This window comes from Streptosporangium sp. NPDC050855, from assembly GCF_044456585.1.
GTDB lineage: Bacteria > Actinomycetota > Actinomycetes > Streptosporangiales > Streptosporangiaceae > Streptosporangium > Streptosporangium longisporum.
Genome location: NZ_JBITFY010000018.1, coordinates 110,135 through 127,522, shown reverse-complemented (window position 1 = coordinate 127,522; position 17,388 = coordinate 110,135). Strand labels below are relative to the sequence as shown.

11 protein-coding genes are annotated in these 17,388 nt (G+C 74.2%); 5 read left to right on the top strand and 6 right to left on the bottom strand.

Annotated features, from left to right (window positions below):
* Nucleotides 1-100 precede the first annotated feature (100 nt).
* The 3 genes from ACIBCT_RS30790 to ACIBCT_RS30780 all read left to right on the top strand — a co-directional run bounded on the left by ACIBCT_RS30790 (nucleotide 101) and on the right by ACIBCT_RS30780 (nucleotide 3,290).
* Complete coding sequence (locus ACIBCT_RS30790; protein ID WP_399194520.1) at nucleotides 101-1,660, top strand: hypothetical protein; 1,560 nt, start codon at nucleotides 101-103, stop codon at nucleotides 1,658-1,660.
* Nucleotides 1,661-1,862: 202 nt separating this feature from the next.
* On the top strand, nucleotides 1,863-3,071 hold the full coding sequence (locus ACIBCT_RS30785; RefSeq protein WP_399194519.1) for a hypothetical protein: 1,209 nt from the start codon (nucleotides 1,863-1,865) through the stop codon (nucleotides 3,069-3,071).
* 81 nt (nucleotides 3,072-3,152) lie between these two features.
* A complete protein-coding gene (locus tag ACIBCT_RS30780; RefSeq protein ID WP_344887910.1) occupies nucleotides 3,153-3,290 on the top strand; it encodes a hypothetical protein in 138 nt (45 codons plus the stop codon).
* Here ACIBCT_RS30780 and ACIBCT_RS30775 read toward each other — a convergent pair.
* Together ACIBCT_RS30775 and ACIBCT_RS30770 are read right to left on the bottom strand one after the other, a co-directional pair.
* Nucleotides 3,252-6,668 carry an AfsR/SARP family transcriptional regulator gene (locus ACIBCT_RS30775; protein WP_399194516.1) on the bottom strand — a complete coding sequence of 1,139 codons (3,417 nt, stop codon included), beginning with the start codon at nucleotides 6,666-6,668 and terminating at the stop codon, nucleotides 3,252-3,254. The genes ACIBCT_RS30780 and ACIBCT_RS30775 overlap by 39 nt on opposite strands.
* A 486-nt stretch (nucleotides 6,669-7,154) precedes the next feature.
* A complete protein-coding gene (locus tag ACIBCT_RS30770; protein ID WP_399194514.1) occupies nucleotides 7,155-10,073 on the bottom strand; it encodes a carbohydrate-binding protein in 2,919 nt (972 codons plus the stop codon).
* A gap of 436 nt (nucleotides 10,074-10,509) precedes the next feature.
* Between ACIBCT_RS30770 and ACIBCT_RS30765 the strand changes: the two genes are divergently transcribed.
* Complete coding sequence (locus tag ACIBCT_RS30765; RefSeq protein ID WP_399194512.1) at nucleotides 10,510-12,111, top strand: phospholipase D family protein; 1,602 nt, start codon at nucleotides 10,510-10,512, stop codon at nucleotides 12,109-12,111.
* Between the two features lie 73 nt (nucleotides 12,112-12,184).
* Here the strand turns inward: ACIBCT_RS30765 and ACIBCT_RS30760 are convergent, their stop codons facing one another.
* The 4 genes from ACIBCT_RS30760 to ACIBCT_RS30745 all read right to left on the bottom strand — a co-directional run bounded on the left by ACIBCT_RS30760 (nucleotide 12,185) and on the right by ACIBCT_RS30745 (nucleotide 16,250).
* Nucleotides 12,185-12,688 carry an LLM class flavin-dependent oxidoreductase gene (locus tag ACIBCT_RS30760; RefSeq protein WP_399194510.1) on the bottom strand — a complete coding sequence of 168 codons (504 nt, stop codon included), beginning with the start codon at nucleotides 12,686-12,688 and terminating at the stop codon, nucleotides 12,185-12,187.
* A 105-nt stretch (nucleotides 12,689-12,793) separates the two neighbouring features.
* Nucleotides 12,794-14,017 (bottom strand): SfnB family sulfur acquisition oxidoreductase, encoded by a 1,224-nt coding sequence (locus ACIBCT_RS30755; protein ID WP_399194508.1) that lies wholly within the window; start codon nucleotides 14,015-14,017, stop codon nucleotides 12,794-12,796.
* Nucleotides 14,018-14,189: 172 nt separating this feature from the next.
* On the bottom strand, nucleotides 14,190-15,041 hold the full coding sequence (locus ACIBCT_RS30750) for a glycerophosphodiester phosphodiesterase (protein ID WP_399194506.1): 852 nt from the start codon (nucleotides 15,039-15,041) through the stop codon (nucleotides 14,190-14,192).
* 207 nt (nucleotides 15,042-15,248) lie between these two features.
* On the bottom strand, nucleotides 15,249-16,250 hold the full coding sequence (locus ACIBCT_RS30745; RefSeq protein WP_399194504.1) for a hypothetical protein: 1,002 nt from the start codon (nucleotides 16,248-16,250) through the stop codon (nucleotides 15,249-15,251).
* A 659-nt stretch (nucleotides 16,251-16,909) separates the two neighbouring features.
* Here ACIBCT_RS30745 and ACIBCT_RS30740 point away from each other — a divergent pair.
* A complete protein-coding gene (locus ACIBCT_RS30740; protein ID WP_399194502.1) occupies nucleotides 16,910-17,308 on the top strand; it encodes an ATP-binding protein in 399 nt (132 codons plus the stop codon).
* Nucleotides 17,309-17,388 lie beyond the last annotated feature (80 nt).

Below are 17,388 nucleotides of genomic sequence, written 5' to 3'. Positions count from 1 at the left end.
AGGAAAAGTCGGTCATCTCCCGCTCTCGTGTTGGTATCGCGCGGATATCGCCGGTCATTCCTCCTGGTCACCCCCGGTGGGCACGGGCAGCGTGGGACCCATGGCTGCCACCGGACGGACACGGCGGGCCCTGACGCGCCCGCTCCACGACCTCGACGACCTCGGGCCCCTCGGGGACCTCGGCGGTCCCGGTGACGCGGTCCCGGCCCGCCCGCACGGCGGGGAACCGCATCCCCTGCTGCGCCACCACCGCTGGATCGAGCTGGCCAGGATCGGTGAGTACGCCCGCATGGGGCTGCTCGGCCCGCAGACCGCGGAGCGGATCCGGCGCGCCGTGCTGGCCCTGTCCCTCGAACCGGCTACCGGTCCCGGGACGGCCGTGCTCCCCGATCCGCTGCCGGCCCTGGAGGCGTGCGTCCGGTCGCGCCTTCCCGACGACGCACGCGTATGGCACGCCGACCCGGTCCGTGACGACGTGCGGGCGTGCGCGCGGCTCATGCGGGGCAGGGAGCGGCTGCTGGCGACGGTGGCGGCGGTGAGCCGCCTGTCACGTACCTCGATGGAGGTCGCGGCCCGGCACAGCGGGTCGGTGATGCCGGGGAGCCCGCGGCGCGGGGACCGGCCCGCGCAGGCCATGACCTTCGGCTTCTACCTGGCCGCGCTCGCCGAGGCCACGGCCGGGGCCGCGGAGTCGCTGCAGGCGCTGTTCGACGCGGTCAACCTCTGCCCGCTGGGATCCGGCGCGATGACCGGGCTGGAGGCGCCGTGGGACCGGCACCGGCTCGCCGTCGCGCTGGGGTTCGACGGGCCGCAGCCGCACGCGCTGACCTCGGCCGCCTCCGGTGCCTGGGTGCTGCGCCCGGCCGGGGAGCTGTCGGTGCTCGGCACCACGCTGAACCGTTTCCTGAACGACCTGGTCCGGTGGAGCGGTCCCGGCCGCCGGTTCGTCGGCCTGCCGGACGAGCTCTCCGGCCCCTCCCCGGCCGGGACGCGCGCGCCGGTCCCGGTGGTCCTGGAGGGCATCCGCGACATGACCCGCCACCTGGCCGGTCTCTCGTACGAGATCATGGCCGCCCAGCGCGACATCGGGTACGCCGACCCCGACGGGGCCGGCCGGGAGGGCGGCCACGACGGCCACGCGGTGGAGGAGCTGTTCTCGACCTGCGGCACGATGCTCGCGCTGCTCGACCGGGTGGTGGCGAACCTGCGCTTCCACCCGGAGCGGGCGAGCCGCGCGGTACGGGAGGAACCGGTGGCCGTCCCGGTCGTCGCCGCGCACCTCACGCTGGAACACGGCGTACCGGACGGGACGGCGCGGGCCGTCGTCGACGCGTGGGCCTCGGCGTCCGGGGGGAAGGGCGGCCCGGCCGGGGCGCTCACCCCCGCCCGGCTCTCGGCGTCGGGCCTGGCCGCCGCCGGCGAGCGGTTCGGGATCGCGCTGAACGTCGGGGAGGCCGAGGTCCGCGAGCTGCTGGACCCGGAGGTGGGCGTGCGGCGCAAGAGGACCGCGGGCTCGACCGGCCCGGAACAGGTCCTCCTCCTCCTGGAGCAGGTCGGCGACCGGCTCGCCGCTGTCGACCGGGGCACCGCGCAGCGGTCCGGGTGGCTACGGGAGGCCTGGGAGCACACCACCGGCACGAGGACGGGCGAGGCGTCGTGACCGTTCCGCCCCCGGAGCCCGCCCTCGCGGCGAAGACGACCGACTCGCCTCCGGAACCCGCCCTCATGGCGGGGACGACCGATCCGTCTTCTGCATCCGCCCTCATGGCGGGGACGACCGATCCGGGCCCCGGAGCCGTCCCCGCACCGGCCGTGACCGGCCCGGACCCGGAATCCGCACGCGTACGCGCATCGGAGCGGGCATGAACCTGGTCTTCATCGGGTCCGGCGCCGACGGCCTCGGGACCCCGGCCTTCGCGAGGGCCGCCGCGCTGGGGTTCACCCCGGTGCTGGTCACCGCCGATCCGGCCCGCCGTACCGGGGCGCGGGCCGCCGGCGTGCGGGTCCTGGCCTGCGACCTCGACTCCCCCGACTCCCCCGCCGCCCTGGCCGGACGGCTGCGCCACGCCCTGGGGGAGATCGCCGGGGTCACCGCGGCCGACAGGGCGCACGCCGTCACGGCCGCCCGGGTCGCGGCCCGTCTCGGGCTGCCCGGCAACCCACCGGAGGCCGTCACCACCTGCGCGGACAGGGTGCTGACGCGCCGCGCGCTGGTGGCGGCCCGGCTGCCCTCCCCCGCCTTCGAACCGGTCGGCCCGGACGACGACCTCGACGCGCGGGTGGTGGCCGCGCTGTCGCGCATCGCGCTGCCCTGCGTCGTCAGGCCCGCCCTCGACCTCACCGCCCTCGACCTCACCGGCCCCGCCCTCAGCGTCCCCGGCGTCCCCGGCTTTCTCGGCACCCCCGACGCCCCCGGCACTCTCGGGCCCGGCACCGGATCCGGTGGGGCGCCCGGCCTCGTGCTCTGCTCCACCTACGGCGAGGTGACCGCGCACTGCCGCCGGATCGTCTCCCCCGCCGCCGGTACGGGGATCCCGGCCGGGACCGCCGTCATCGAGGGCCGCCTGCCGGGGCCGGGGTTCGGCGTCGAGACCGTCGGCGCCGGAGGGTTCCACCGGTGCGTCGGGATCACCGCCGGGCGGGTGACCGCCCCGCCGCACCTGGTGGAACGCGGACACGTCCCCGCGATGCCGCTGCCGCCCGACCGGGTCCGGACGCTCACCGCGACCGCGACGCGGGCCCTGGCCGCCGTGGGCCTCACCCACGGCGCCGCCCACGTCGAGATGAGGCTCGCCGGCGACCACGCCTACGTCGTGCGGATCGACGCCCACCCCGCGGACGGCGCGGTCCGTGCGTCCTTCGCGCGGGAGTGCGGGTTCGACCTGCTCGACGCCCACCTGAGGGCCGTGACCGGCCTGGACCAGCTCCCCCTGCCCGGCAGTCCCGTCACGGCGGGGAACGCCTTCCCGGGCGCGCATCCGTTCCCCGCTGCCTCACGCGCCCGCAGAGTGCGCCGCCTCGGGGCACCCGGCGCGGGAGCGGGGATACCGGCCGGGGATGCCGGTCGATGACCGATGCGATGCCGATGCGATTCCGCCTCGCCCTACGTTCGTCGCCGAAAGCAGCCGACACGAACGAACGAGGTGGAAAAGATGTCCCGGTGGATCACCTGGGCCGCGAAGGTCACCGCCACTGCCGCGCTCCTCACGCTCCCCATGGCCGCGAGCCACGCCGCGCTCGGCATGGCCTCGTCAGTCGCCTACACCGCCGGCGACAGCACGTGGACCTGACGCGTCCGCGGACACCCGCGACAGGACCGCCAGCCGGGCCCTGATCCGCCGGTCGTCCTCGGGGCCGGTGCCGGTACGGCAGTCCAGTGCACGGCTCAGCGCGTCGAAGGCCGCGGCCTCGTCCCCCTTGAGGAGGAACACCTCCCCCAGGGCGGACAGGGCCCGGAACCGCCACAGCCGGGTGTCCAGCTCGGTCGATATCTCCAGGGCCTGCAGCAGGTGGGTCACCGCCTCGTCGAACCGGCCGCACCGGGCGTGGAGCTGACCGAAGGCCAGGTGGATGCGCGCCTCCACGAAACGCTCGCGCACCCCCCGGGCGATGACGAGCGCCTCGCCGAGGCTCTCCGCCGCGGCCTCCTGCCGGTCCTGCCGGAGCTGGGCCTCCCCCAGCCCGCACAGGATGTACGCCTGCCCGATACCGTCCTGCCGGTCCCTGACCAGGGTGAGCGCGGTCCTAGCGATCTCCTCGGCCTCCTGTGGCCGGTCCTGACGCAGCAGGACCTCTCCCAGCCTGTTGAGGATCTGCGCCTGCCCCCGCTCGCTGCCGAGCTCGCGGAAGACCCCGAGGGCCTGCCTGAGCAGCGGTTCGGCGAGGTCGGTCCTGCCGCGGTCGGTGTGGACCTGCGCGATCCCGCCGAGCACGTGGGCCTCGGCGAAACGGTCCCCGAACTCCACGAAGATGCCCTTCGCGGTGTGGAACCTGTCGAGGGCCAGGTCGAAGCGGCCCGCGAGCCGGTCCGGCAGGGAGAGGTTGCGCAGCGTCAGCGCCAGCCCGTAGGAGTCCCCGAGCCGCTCGAACAGCTCGTGGGCCGCCCGCAGGCGCTCACCGGCCCTGTCCGGTTCCTGCTGGAAGAGGTACATGCTCCCCAGGGAGCACAGAACGGCGGCCTCCCCGCGCTCGTCACCGCTCTCGCGGGCGAGGGTCAGGGCCGTCTCGTGGGTGGCGCGCCAGTCGTCGAAGTGGCTGCGCGCCTCGAACAGGGTGGTGGCGGTGACGGCGAGGTCCCAGCACAGCTCGGACGCGCCGAGGTGGGCGGCCTGGGAGATCGCGGCGACGAGGGCACCGCGCTCGGCCTCCAGCCAGTCGAGCGGCCGTTCCAGGAGCTCGTCCGCGTCCTCGGGCCGCCACCGGGGCACCGTGCCGTGCAGCTGGGTGAAGGCGCCGCCGTACTCCCGCTGGTGCGCCTCCTCGGCCAGCGCGAGCCAGCAGCCCAGCGCGCGGGCGACCGCGGCGTGGCGCTCCTCGGCCGTCTCCTCGGCGTGGGCCCGCTCCCTGGCGTACAGCCGGACCAGGTCGTGGAAGCGGTAGCGGATCTGGTCGGCACCGTCGCGTCCCAGCACCTCGACGAGCTGTGCGTCCACCAGCCGGTCGATCAGGTCCTCGGCGTCGAGGGCGTCGATGCCGAGCAGCGCCGCGCCCGCCCAGGAGGCGAAGTCGGGCGCCTCCAGCAGGCCCAGCCTGCGGAACATCAGCGCCGCCTCCGGGCTCAGGTCGCGGTAACTCAGGGCGAAACCGGCCCGTACGGTCAGCTGGCCGTAGCTCAGCTCGTCCAGGCGGCGCCGTTCGTCGGCGAGCCGCCGGGCCAGCCGGGCCGGGGTCCAGTACGAGCGGGCGGTGAGGCGGGCGCCCACGATCCGCAGGGCCAGCGGCAGCCCGTCGCACAGCTCGCCCAGCAGGGCCGTGGACCCGGGGTCCTCCCCCATGACCACGGGGTCGGCCACCCCGCGCAGCAGGGCCGCGGAGTCGTCCGGCCCCAGCACCTCCAGGTGCATGACGCTGGCGCCCAGCGAGGGGGCCAGGTCCCCCAGCGGGTCCCTGCTGGTCACGATGACGCAGCAGGTGCCGGAACCCGGGAGCAGCGGCCTGACCTGCTCGACGGCGCGGGCGTTGTCCAGCACGAGCAGCAGCCTGCGCCTGCCGATGACGGTGCGCAGCAGGCCCGCGCGCTCGTCCAGGTCCTCGGGGATGCGCTCGCCGCCGATGCCGAAGGCGCGCAGGAAGCGGTCCATGACCGCGCCGGGGGCCAGGGGCGGCGCGTTGAGGTCGTACCCGCGCAGGTTCACGAAGAGCTGCCCGTCGGGGAAGCGGGAGGCGACCCGGTGCGCCCAGTGCACGGCCAGCCCCGACTTGCCGACCCCGGCGACCCCGGTGATGAGCGCGATGGTCAGCAGGCCCTGTCCGGTCCGCTCGTCCAGCAGGGCGTCCAGCTGGGCGATCTCGGCGGTCCTGCCGACGAAGTGCGGCACGTCCGCGGGAAGCTGCGCGGGGACCACCCCGTGCTCGCCCGGCGTCGCGGGTCCGGCGGGCGCGCGTCCCGCGGGTCCGGGGCCGGCCGGTGCCGGGGCACCGTTCCCGGGAACGGCCGGGGCGGGCGCGACGGGGGCGAGGACGAGGGACGCGGGATTCGCGGGCACGGGCGGCGCGGGCGGTACGGGACCGGCGGGCGCGTACCCGGCGGGCGGGGATCCGGTGGGCACGGGTCCGGTGAGTGCGGATTCTGCGGGCGCGTACCCGCCGGGCACGGATCCGGCGGGTGCGGGTGCCGCAGGCGGGTGATCCGCGGCCGGCCGCTCCGTCTCCGTGGCGCTCCCCCGGGCGGGGGGCGCGGACGGCGTGGCCAGCTCCGGGTCGTCGCGGAGGATGGCGTCGTGCAGGGCCTGCAGCTCGGTACCGGGCTCGATACCGAGCTCGTCGACCATCTGGGCCCGCCCGATCCGGTAGGTGTCGAGCGCCTCGGCCCGCCGCCCGCACCGGTATCGGGCCAGCATCAGCTGGGCGCGCAGCCGCTCGCGCAGCGGGTTGGCGTCGACGAAGACGGCGAGGTCGTCGATGAGTTCGCGGTGACGGCCCAGGGCCAGCTCCAGCTGGACGCGCTCCTCGGTCAGCGTCAGGTGCCGGTCGTCCAGCCGCCGCGCCTCGGCCTCGGCGAACGTGCTCTCGATACCGGCCAGGGCCGGGCCGCGCCACAGGCCGCACGCCTCGGCGAACCATCGGGCCGCACCGGTCAGGTCGCCCTCGGCCTCGGCGGCCCGCGCCTTCGCGGCGAGCCGCTCGGCGAGCAGGACGTCCACGTCGTCCGGACCGGCCTGCAGGACGTACCCGGGCGGGGAGGTGACGAGCAGGTCCGGGGACGCGCCCGCCTCCTGGAAGGCGCGGCGGAGCCCGGACACGCAGATGATCACCTGGCGGCGGGCGGTGGGTGGCGGGTGCTCGCCCCAGATCGCCTCGGCGATCAGGTCGACGGGGACGACGCGTCCCGCGCGCAGGACGAGGGTGGCGAGGGTGATCCGCTGGCGCGCCCCTCCGATCGAGACTCGTCGCTCACCTACCAGGACTTCGAGTGGGCCGAGAACTCGAAACGACAGAGCAGTGTCCATGCGCCACCATCAGAAAGTGTTCGACTGCCCTCACGCAGGATTAATTGTTTTCACTAAAAACACCATTTGAGCAGTATTTAACGTGGCATGTCCAGTGCTAATTCGCGGGTCCGTGGGACGGCAGGTCACACACGGGTTTTCCGGGACGCCCGGTGACCGGAGTCCGTATTCGCATCTCACCGTACGGCATGTCGCGCTACGGCATGGCGTATCGGGAGGCGTCCGGGAAGGGCCGGGAGCGGGTCCGGCCCGGACCGGGGCGTGACCCGGCGCGCTCGTGCCCCCGGCCGGTTCGCCGCCGACCGGGGCGTGTCCCGGCCGGGCGGTGAACCGGCCGGGAAGCACCTCCCGGCCGGGACATGACCGGCCGGAAGGCGACGTGACCGGCCGGAAGGCGACGCGGCCGCTCGGGAGAACGCGCGGCCTGCCGGAAGGCGACGCGGCCGGAAAGGCGACCCTGGACCGGTCAGGGGATTCCCAGGACCGTCATCGGGTGATGGTGAAGGTGTCGACGTCGAACAGGAAGCCCGAGCCGCCGGTGAAGACCAGGAACACCGGACCGCTGCCACTGCCGCTCAACGGGGCCGAGACGTTCTGGAAGGTGTCCCAGCTCCCGGTCACCGGCACGCTCACCGACCCCAGCAACGCCCCCGTCGCCGACCCGGCCCGCACCTGGATCGTGCCGCCCGAGCCCGCAGAGGAGACCCGAGCCGCGAACGTCCGCGCACCCGCCGCGCTCGTCGACGCATACCCCGCCCAGTCCCCGTTCTCGATGTAACCCGCCGTCGTCCCCCCGCTCGCCCCGGCATGACCGGCCGGCTGCACCCCCGAGGTCGAGGAGTACGCCTCCGCCTCCACCGTCGCCGGACCGGAGGTGGTGAAGGTGAAGGCGTCCAGGTCGAAGAGGTTGCCCTGGCCCGTCGGCCCGGTGAAGACGAAGTAGAGGGTGGTGGCTCCCGCCGGGGCGCCGGTCAGGGGGGCCGAGACCTCGACGAAGGTGTCCCAGCTTCCGGTGACCGGGACGGTCGCCGACCCGAGCAGCGTCCCGGTGGCCGATCCCGCGCGCACCTGGATCGTGCCGCCCGCACCGGCCGAGGAGACGCGCAGGGCGACCGAGGTCGCGTCGCGCAGCGCGTACGGCCGGAAGGAGATCCAGTCGCCGTTGTCGACGAACCCGACGGTCCTGGCCCCCTCCGCCGGGCCGTGCTCGGCGATCTGGACACCGGACTGGGCGCCGAAGTGCTCGGCCTGGCGGTGGCGGGGCTGCAGGGTGCGCCTGCTCTCGCCTGCCAGCCCGCCGGCGTCGGTGTAGCGGGCGACGAAGACGCCGTAGATGTTGGCGGCCTCGTCGTGCTCGCCGTCGCGGGGCACGGTCAGGGTGCCGGAGCAGCCGCTCCTGGCGGTGATCTCGTGCGCGTGGCTGTCGTGACCCAGCATGTAGACGACCCTGACCCTGGTGCAGTCGATCGAGGAGTCCTCGGGGTCGGTGACGGTCACCTGGAAGGGCACGGTGTCGCCGAAGGAGAACAGCTGCCCGTCCGCGGGCAGGGTGAGGTTCACCACGGGCGCGGTGTTGCCGACGGTGACGGTGACGTCGGCCGTGCCGGTCAGGCCGCCGGGGTCCCTGACGGTGAGCGTGGCGGTGTAGGTGCCGTTGGACGTGTAGGTGTGGGTGGGGTCGGCCGCGGTGGAGGTGGCGCCGTCACCGAAGGTCCAGCCGTAGGTCAGGGCCCCGCCCTCGGGGTCGGAGCTGCCGGCCGAGGAGAAGGTGACGGCCAGCGGCGCGGGTCCGGAGGTCCTGTTCGCGGCGGCCTTGGCGACGGGGTTGCGGTTGCCGCCGCCGATGTACTCGATCCGGAACAGCGTCTGGTTGCCCGAGCCGGTGCCGTAGTCGAGCACGTACAGGGCGCCGTCGGGCCCGAAGGTCAGGTCCATCACCTGGGTCCCGGTCCACGGGAAGGCGGCGATCTCGCCGGGCGCGCCGGAGGAGGTGACCTCGATGGCCTTGATCCAGCGACGGCCGTACTCGGCGGCGAAGAACCGGCCGTTGAGCGAGGCGGGGAACTTGACCGAGGAGTTCAGGGCCGCGTCGTAGCGGTAGACCGGGCCGCCCATGGGCGACTCGGAGCCGCCGCCGAACTCCGGTGGCGAGCCGGCCTCCCCGCCGTAGCGGATCCAGCTGGGCTTGGCCGGGGGCAGGGTGGGCAGGCCGGTGTTGCGGAAGGAGTCGTTGGCCGGGCCGCCGGCGCAGTCGTACCTCGCCCCGGACGGGCCCGAGGGGAAGGTGTACTCGTTGTAGGTCTCGGCGGCGGTGTTGGTGCCGGTGCAGTACGGCCAGCCGTAGTTGCCCGGCCCGGTGACGCGATTGAACTCCACCTGCCCGCCGGGGCCGCGCGCGGGGTCGGGCCCGCCCGCGTCGGGGCCGTAGTCGCCGAGGTAGACGATGCCGGTGGCCTTGTCGACCGACATGCGGAACGGGTTGCGGAAGCCCATCGCGTAGATCTCCGGACGGGTCCTGGCCGTGCCCGGGGCGAACATGTTGCCCGGCGGGATCGTGTAGGTGCCGTTCGCCTGGGGCTTGATGCGCAGGATCTTGCCGCGCAGGTCGTTGGTGTTGCCCGAGGAGCGCTGGGCGTCGAACTGCGGGTTGCGGTCGGCGCGCTCGTCGATGGGGGTGTAGGCGCCGGACTCGAACGGGTTGGTGTCGTCGCCGGTGGTCAGGTACAGGTTGCCGGAGGCGTCGAAGTCGATGTCGCCGCCCACGTGGCAGCACTGGCCCCGGTCGTTGGGCACCTGCAGCACGACCTTCTCGCTCGCCGTGTCCAGGGTGCCGTCTGCCCTGAGGGTGAACCTGGACAGGTTCAGGTGGCCCTTCCACTGCTCGAAGGTGGCCGCGGTGCCGGTCGTGGGGGCGTCGCCGGCCGGGGTGGACAGCCGGGGCGAGTAGTACACGTAGACGTACCGGTTGGTGGCGAAGCCCGGGTCGGCGGCGATGCCCTGCAGGCCCTCCTCGTCGTGGGTGTAGACGTCCAGCCTGCCCGCGACCGCGGTGTCACCGGCGGCGGTCGTACGGCGGATCGTGCCGTCGCGCGCGGTGTGCAGCACCGACCTGTCGGGCAGCACCGTCAGGGACATGGGCTCGCCCAGCTCGGCCGGGCCGGTGGCCAGGGAGACCTGCTGGTAGTCGGAGGGCGGGATGTCGGCCGCCGTACCGGAAACGGTGGCACCCGCGGCGTTGGTCGTCGCGTTGGTCGTCGCGTTGGTCGTCGCGGTGGCCGTCGCGGTGGCCGTCGCGGTGGTGGGGAGGGCGGCGGCGTGGGCCGTGGCGGCCGGGGGCGCGGCACCGGCGAGGAGGAGCAGGACGGCGGCGAGCGGGCCGGCCCATGGGCGAGGACGGGGGGACATGGGGTCCTTTCCTGACATGGGGGAGGTCAGAGAAGACCGGGGAGGAGAAGGGGCCGGAAAGGGCGGGAACGGTGGATGGGAGCGGCCCCGGAGAACGAACAGTCCACTTTTTTCATGACTTGATCGTTCTTTTACTGGTTTTTAACACGCGGGTAACATGGTGTAAATGCCCTGTCAGGATTTCCCTGTCCGGTGTGGCCCCCCCGTGACGCCCCGTCCCGCCCCCCGTGACGCCTCGTTCTGTCGCCCGTGACAGCTCTCGTCATCCCCCTAGGAGCGGTCCGGAGCCTCCGGTCTCTCACCTCCCGCCCGCGGCTGGACGGCGCGGCCCGTTCCGGTCTCACGCCCGCCGCCCGGCGCCGAGTGGGCTCCGGCCTCCCCGGGAGCGCCTGGCGGCCCGGGTGAGATCACGTAAAAACCGGGTAGATCCAGGCCGATGACGGAAGACAAGTGGTTTCTCGCCCCCGAGGAGCGCGGCAACCCGGCGTCCCGGATCGACACCCGGCGCGACGACGGGCTCGCCTGGTCGCGCGGCAACACCGTGCGCCCCATCCCGCACGGAGCCCCCTACTTCGCCGAGCTGCTCACCCGCGTCCGTGAACTGCGCGCCGGGGACCTGCTGCTGTTCACCGACTGGCGCGGCGACCCCGGGGAGCGGCTCGACGGCCCCGGCACCGAGGTCGCGCACGTGTTCGCGGACGCCGCCCGGCGCGGCGTCGTGGTCAAGGGCCTGCTCTGGCGCTCGCACTGGGACCGCCTGTTCTTCAGCGCCGAGGAGAACCGCCACCTCGGCGACGCCATCGAGGCCGCCGGCGGGGAGTGCCTGCGCGACATGCGCGTCCCGGTCGGAGGTTCGCACCACCAGAAGCTCGTGGTGCTGCGCCACCGCGACGACCCCCGGCGCGACATCGCGTTCGTCGGCGGCATCGACCTGTGCTGGAGCCGCCGCGACGACGCCTCCCACAGCGGTGACGTCCAGGCCGCGCCCATGGCCAAGGTCTACGGCGACCGCCCGCCCTGGCACGACGTGCAGGCCGCGATCCAGGGCCCGGCCGTCGGCGACGTCGAGGCCGTCTTCCGCGAGCGCTGGGACGACCCGCAGCCACTGACCCGCAACCCCGTGCACCGCGTCGCCGACCTGATACGGCACGAGGACACCCTGGCCGACCCGATGCCCCCGCAGACCGCCGACCCCCCCGCCTGCGGCCCGCACGCCGTACAGCTGCTGCGCACCTACGCCCACCGCAGGACCCGTTACGCGTTCGCCCCGCAGGGGGAGCGCAGCATCGCCCGCGGCTACCTCAAGGCGCTGCGCCGCGCCCGCGGCCTGATCTACATCGAGGACCAGTACCTGTGGTCACCGGAGGTCGCCAAGTCCTTCGCCGAGGCGCTGACGGCCAACCCCGACCTGAGAATGATCAGCGTGCTGCCGCTCCACCCCGACCAGGACGGCCCGATCGGCGGCGTCCCGCAGATCCTGGGGCGCAACCAGGCCCTGGACGTCCTCAAGCGCGCGGGCGGCGACCGGGTCGCGGTCTACGGGCTGGAGAACCGGGAGGGCACGCCGGTCTACGTGCACGCGAAGGTGTGCGTCGTCGACGACGTGTGGGCGACCATCGGCTCGGACAACTTCAACCGGCGCTCGTGGACCTACGACTCCGAGCTGACCTGCGCGATCCTGGACGAGACCCGCGACGACCGGGAGCCGGCCGACCCCGGCGGCCTGGGGGACGGCGCCCGCCGCCTGGCCCGGGACCTGCGGCTGACGCTGGCCCGCGAGCACCTGGAACGGACCGGCGACTCCGACGCGGACCTGCTCGACCCGGTCTCCTTCTTCGACGCCTTCGCCTCCTGCGCCGCCGCCCTGGAACGCTGGCACGCCGGGGGCCGCCGCGGTCCGCGTCCACCGGGACGGCTGCGCACGTACCGGCCGGCACCGATGTCCCCCTGGACCGCGGCCTGGGCCACGCCCTTCTACCGCATCGTCTGCGACCCCGACGGGCGCCCCCGCACGATGCGGCGGGCCGGGCGCTACTGAGCCGTCCCCCTGCCCCGGCCCTTCCCCGCCCCTGTCCGGGACCGTCCCGGTCCCGGCCCGTGCGGGCCTCCTCTCAGCTCGACCCGGTGGACGCGAACGGGATCGACGCGGGCTCGTGCGCGCCCGCCGCCGCGGGGTGCTCCCACAGGCCGCGCCCGCGCAGGATCGGCAGCACCCCCTCGCCGAACCAGTACGCCTCCTCCACGTGCGGGTGACCGGACATGACGAACTCGGTGATGCCGCGGCCGCCCGAGTGACGCTGGAAGGTGGCGCCCATTTGCGCGGCCAGGGTCGGCGTGACGAGGCCGGGCCGGAACGCGACCAGGAACTTCAGCCGTTCGGTGGTCTCGGTGAGCATGGCCGTGGTCAGCCAGGCGTCCTCGCACCACGCGCCGGTCGGCGTCAGCGCGCCGACGAAACCGAGGTGCTCGGCGGCGTGCACGATCTGCCGCAGGTAGGCCGGCGTGGCCGGGCGCGCGCCACCGGCCGCGCCCGGGGGCAGGCCGTGACCGCCGCCGACGATGTCGCGGCTGTCGCCGTAGGTGGGCAGGAACCAGTGGAACGTCAGGTGTGTCATGGCACTTCCGTGGTCGGTCGCCGGTCGGTCACCGGCCGGTCGTCGGTCGCCGCCGGCCGGTCGTTCCGGCGGGTCGCCGGCCGGTCGTCGGGGCGGCGGGATGCGTCAGAGCAGGCCGTGGCGGGGTGGGAGCCGCCCGTTGAGCATGTAGCGGCCGATGTGCTGGACCTTCCAGCGGGCCGGGTCGTGCAGCGTGTGCGTCCTGGCGTTGCGCCAGTGACGGTGGAGGTTGAGCCCGTCCAGGGCGGCGCGGGTGCCGCCCAGCTCGAAGATCGCGCCGCCCAGCTCGACCGCGACCGGATCGACGTAGGCCTTCGCGGTGGCCACCGCGATGGAGGCCGCGGCCGCGGACTCCTCCGTCAGGTCCGCCGCCGCCGCGTCCACCTGGCGGCCCGCCACGGCCAGCAGCGCCTCCGCGGCCCGCACCTTGATCGTCAGCTCGCCCGCCCGCTGGACGGTCAGCGGGTCCTCCGCGGCGCTGTCCAGCCCGCTCTCGAACCAGGGCCTGGCCCGGGTGCGGACGAAGTCCAGCGCCTCGGCCAGTGCCCCGCCGGCGATGCCCACGTCGATCGCGGCGTGCAGGAGCTGGGCGACGGCGCCGTGGAGCTGCGGCCCGGTGAACGTCAGGTGGTGCGGCACCACGCGGTCGGCGGGCACGCGCACGTCGTCGAGGCGCACGGTGCCGCTGGCCGTGGTCCGCCGGCCCATCCCGGCCCAGTCGTCGACCACCGTCAGCCCGTCGGCGTCCCTCGGCACGTACGCCACGTGCAACGTCTCGTCCTCGCGCCGGGCCAGCACCGGGATCCAGTGCGCGAACAGCGCGCCGGTGCTGTAGTGCTTGACCCCGCGCAGCAGGAAGCCGTCCTCGCCGTCGGGCACCAGCCGGGTGCGGTAGTCCTGCACGTGCCTGGTTCCGGCCTCGGACTGCGCGTTGCCGAGCCTGGCACCGGCGAGCACCTCGCCGAAGAAGAACTTCTGCTGCTCGGGGGTGCCCTGGTGGCGCAGGACGTTGACGTAGACGAAGTGGCTCTGCGGGATCTGCGCGATGTTCGGGTCGGCGGCGGCCAGCAGGCGTACCACCTCGGCCAGGGTCTCCGCGCGCACGTCGGCGCCGCCGAACGCGCGCGGCACCGTGATCGCGAGCAGCCCGCTCACGGAGAGCCGGTCCAGCTCGGCGACGGGCAGCAGCCGTTCGGCGTCCCGCTCGGCGGCGCCGGTCGCGAACTCGGCCGCCAGCGCGCCGGCCGTGGCGATCGCCTCCGCGTCGTCGGCGATCACGTGCGCCCCGGGCCGGTCGGGGATCTGGGACGCCGTGCCGATGATGCTCATGCCGGTGTCCGTTCTCCCTGTCGCATGAGATCACCCTAATCCCTCTATAAACGGTAGGAATACCTGATTTACGACATTCCTGCCGAACCGGACGGTCGGCGCGGGGGCGTACGGCGCGGTGGCGTACGGCACGGCCCACCGCTCGGGCCCGTGCGACGGGGCCCGAAGCGGCTCAGGCCGCGCAGGACGGGAGCGGTGAGCGCATCAGGTCGGGCCTGTTGGTGATGATGCCGTCCACCCGGTAGGAGGTCATGCGCCGCATGACCGCCGGATCGTCCACCGTCCAGGTGAAGACCTCCATGCCGTGGCGGTGGACGCGTCCGACGTACTCCGGGGTGACGTCGCGGTACGGCGGGTTGATCTGGTCGGCGAACCTCGCCAGCGTCGGGAGCTCCGCGACCGCCGGTGTGCCGAGCAGGCCGATCGCGACCTGGGGCATGGCCCGGTGGAACGTGCGCATCGAGTTCCAGTCGAACGACTGCACCGCGAGCCTGCCGGGAGCCAGCCACGAAGGATGGCGCCGCAGCTCGGCGGCGACACGGGCCTCGATGCCCGGGTAGAGCCGTGGCGCCTTGATCTCCAGCAGCAGGCCGAGCCTGCTCTCCCCCATCGCGCGCAGCGCCTCCCCGAGCGTGGGCACCGGCTCGCCCCTGTACTCCGCGTCGAACCACGAGCCCGCGTCCAGCCTGCGGATCTCCGCGAGCGTGAGGTCGCCGACCCTCCAGGGGGCCCGGTCCGGGAAGACCCTCTCGGCGTCGGTGGTGCGGGCCAGCGTCGTGTCGTGCATCAGGACCAGCCTGTGGTCCCTCGTCTCCTGGACGTCGAGCTCGAACATGTCGGCGCCCTGCTCGCGCGCCAGCTCGAAGGCCGCGACGGTGTTCTCCGGCGCGTACGCGGACGCCCCGCGGTGGGCGACGTTGAGGGGTGTCGAGGACTGCGCCGCGGCGGCCGGGGAGACGGGCACCACCGGCGTGGCCAGCATCGCCAGCGCGGTCGTGAGCGCGATACCGAGTCGTCGGAACATGGGTCTCCTCAGAGGTGGAGAATGTTCTGTGACCCGAACCTGACAGGTCTTCATGACATCCGGTCGACGGTTCAGTGGTCCGCCGATGCCCGGCAGGTGAGCAATCGCCGCGACACCGCCGTACCGCGATCGCGGCCGACGTGGCCGGCCCCGCCGAGCGGCCGGACGTCGCCCCGGCCACCCCCGCGTCCCGGCAGGCGGGCTCGGCTAGGGCAGGCCGTTCCTGCGCTTGTAGTCGTTCCAGACCCGCACGCAGTAGGCGTACCGCCAGTCACCCGGGGGCAGGTGGCGGCACGCGTAGGCGGCGCTGATACCCGTGGCCGGTCGCCCGCCACCGGTGGCCTGCGGAGACGGCGACCTGGGCGCGCGGGACCGCGCCCCGTCCCCCGCCGGTCCGCTTCCCGGCGGCCCGGTCCGCGGTCGTCCCGTCCTGGTGGTCCGTGGTCTCTCGCCGGCGTTCCGGCCGGAACCCGCGCTCTCCGGCGCACCCGCCCCCTCCCGCGGCCCGGCACCCCCGCCTCCCCCGGAGGCGCCGTCCGGACGGCTCGTCCCGCCGCCTCGCGGACCGGCATCACCCCGCGAACCGGCGTCGCTCCGCGGACCGGCGTCGCTCCGCGGACCGGTGCCGCCCCGCGGACCGTTCGTCGCGGAACCGGCCCCCGGGGGACCGTGTCCCCCGCCGGAGCGTCCGGCCCGCTCGTTCGCCCCCATCCGCCGGACCCACTCGTTCCCGTCGGGTTCCGCGGCCCGGGAACCGGCCCGGGAGCCGGCACCGGACAGGGCGCGCCCGGACGGCAGTGCCCGGCCCCGTGGTGAGGCCTCGTCCCGGCCCGCTCGCCCCTCCCCCGCGCCGGGCTCGCCGTCCGCTGCGGGTTCCCCCTCCTTCGCGGGAGGCGCCTGCGGCCCGCCGGTCGTGGCCGGGGCCGACGGCGGGACGGTCCGCGTTTCGTGACCGGCCAGGACACGCCCCCCGGTGGGCGCGGACGTCGTACCGGAGAGCGGCGTCCCGGTCCACGGTGACCAGCCGGAGGACCAGACGCCGACCCCCGCGGCGGCGAGGAACCCGGCGATCAGCGCCGGTCGCAACAGCCGGTCGCGGGAGAACCGCGACCAGGGCCGGTGCCACGGGCCGGGCGGCGGGGGCATGGAGAACGGCCGGCTGTCGAGATACGTCCAGGCGCGCGCCGCCGCACGCTCGTCGGCCGCCACCTCTCCCCCGTCCGGAAGGGCCTCCGGGGACGGGGACGGGGACGGCTGCGGAGACGGGGACGGCAACGGGGACGAGGGCCGTCCGGGCGGCGGGTCGCCGTACGGCATGCGACCCCGCGGCCTTCTCGGGCCGTGGCCGTGGGTCCGGTCGTGCCCATCGAGCATCTCGCCTCCCGTATCGCGTCCGACCACCCCAGCCTGGCAAAAGTCACCCAGTGTATGCGGGCCATGACAGTACGGTCTTACCGATCTGTTATCAGCACCGGCCCGCAAAGAGGGGGAAATGAGGGGAAGACCGGCTTCATCCGGTGCGGACAGGAGCCACGAAGCCCGGGATGCCTGGACCACCCTCCCGCCGCACGGTCACGCCTCCATGGGTCCCGCGTTCTCGGTGCGCGGGTGCCCTTCCTCATCGTGAGTTTCATGGACCATGCCCTTTACATTGTAGATTCGCTATGTCGTCCTTTCCCGTCACGGGCTTCCGCGAGCCGGAATCGGAACGCTCTGATCAGCACCGGGAGCGCTCCCAGCGATGATCGATGGTTAGGCAGGTCAGCGAGGGTAGTTACCTGGACGTAATACTTCAGCGACCGTTCGGATCCTGGTCGACGTACCGGTAGCCCCCCGGCGACGACATGGACGCACATGGGGGGATCGACGTGAGAACCAGCAGCCGAGCACAGTGGCCGATCACGAGCGACCTGACCGGCCTGCGCAGGCGGCTCGCTCGCTACGCCGACCAGGTGGGGCTGACCGGCAGGCGACGCGACGACCTGCTGCTGGCCGCTCACGAGGCCACCATCAACGTCCTGGAGCACGGTGGCGCGTCGGGCACGGTGAGCGTCTGGCAGGACGAGGAGACCCTGACCGTCGACGTCGCCGACGACGCCGGCCGCCTCGCCCCCGGCGACGCCCGCCGCGACCGCCCCTCGCCCCGCGCGACCCGCGGGTTCGGGCTGTGGCTGATGGGCCAGATATGCGATGAGTTCACCATCCGCCAGGCCGACGGGCGCTCCCACGTGCGGCTGCGGATGAAGCTGACCAGCGGCGCCCGCTGACCGGCCCCGGCACGCCGATCCCCGGTCGCCGGCCGAGCAGGGACCCTGATCTCGTCGTCCCGGCCCGGGGCGTCGGCCGG

What these genes read in the sequence shown, in the direction of transcription:
- ACIBCT_RS30775 (WP_399194516.1), bottom strand. Translation starts at nt 6,668, where the DNA reads ATGGACACTGCTCTGTCGTTTCGAGTTCTCGGCCCACTCGAAGTCCTG.
- ACIBCT_RS30770 (WP_399194514.1), bottom strand. Translation starts at nt 10,073, where the DNA reads ATGTCCCCCCGTCCTCGCCCATGGGCCGGCCCGCTCGCCGCCGTCCTG.
- ACIBCT_RS30755 (WP_399194508.1), bottom strand. Translation starts at nt 14,017, where the DNA reads ATGAGCATCATCGGCACGGCGTCCCAGATCCCCGACCGGCCCGGGGCG.
- ACIBCT_RS30760 (WP_399194510.1), bottom strand. Translation starts at nt 12,688, where the DNA reads ATGACACACCTGACGTTCCACTGGTTCCTGCCCACCTACGGCGACAGC.
- ACIBCT_RS30785 (WP_399194519.1), top strand. Translation starts at nt 1,863, where the DNA reads ATGAACCTGGTCTTCATCGGGTCCGGCGCCGACGGCCTCGGGACCCCG.
- ACIBCT_RS30765 (WP_399194512.1), top strand. Translation starts at nt 10,510, where the DNA reads ATGACGGAAGACAAGTGGTTTCTCGCCCCCGAGGAGCGCGGCAACCCG.
- ACIBCT_RS30790 (WP_399194520.1), top strand. Translation starts at nt 101, where the DNA reads ATGGCTGCCACCGGACGGACACGGCGGGCCCTGACGCGCCCGCTCCAC.
- ACIBCT_RS30780 (WP_344887910.1), top strand. Translation starts at nt 3,153, where the DNA reads ATGTCCCGGTGGATCACCTGGGCCGCGAAGGTCACCGCCACTGCCGCG.
- ACIBCT_RS30750 (WP_399194506.1), bottom strand. Translation starts at nt 15,041, where the DNA reads ATGTTCCGACGACTCGGTATCGCGCTCACGACCGCGCTGGCGATGCTG.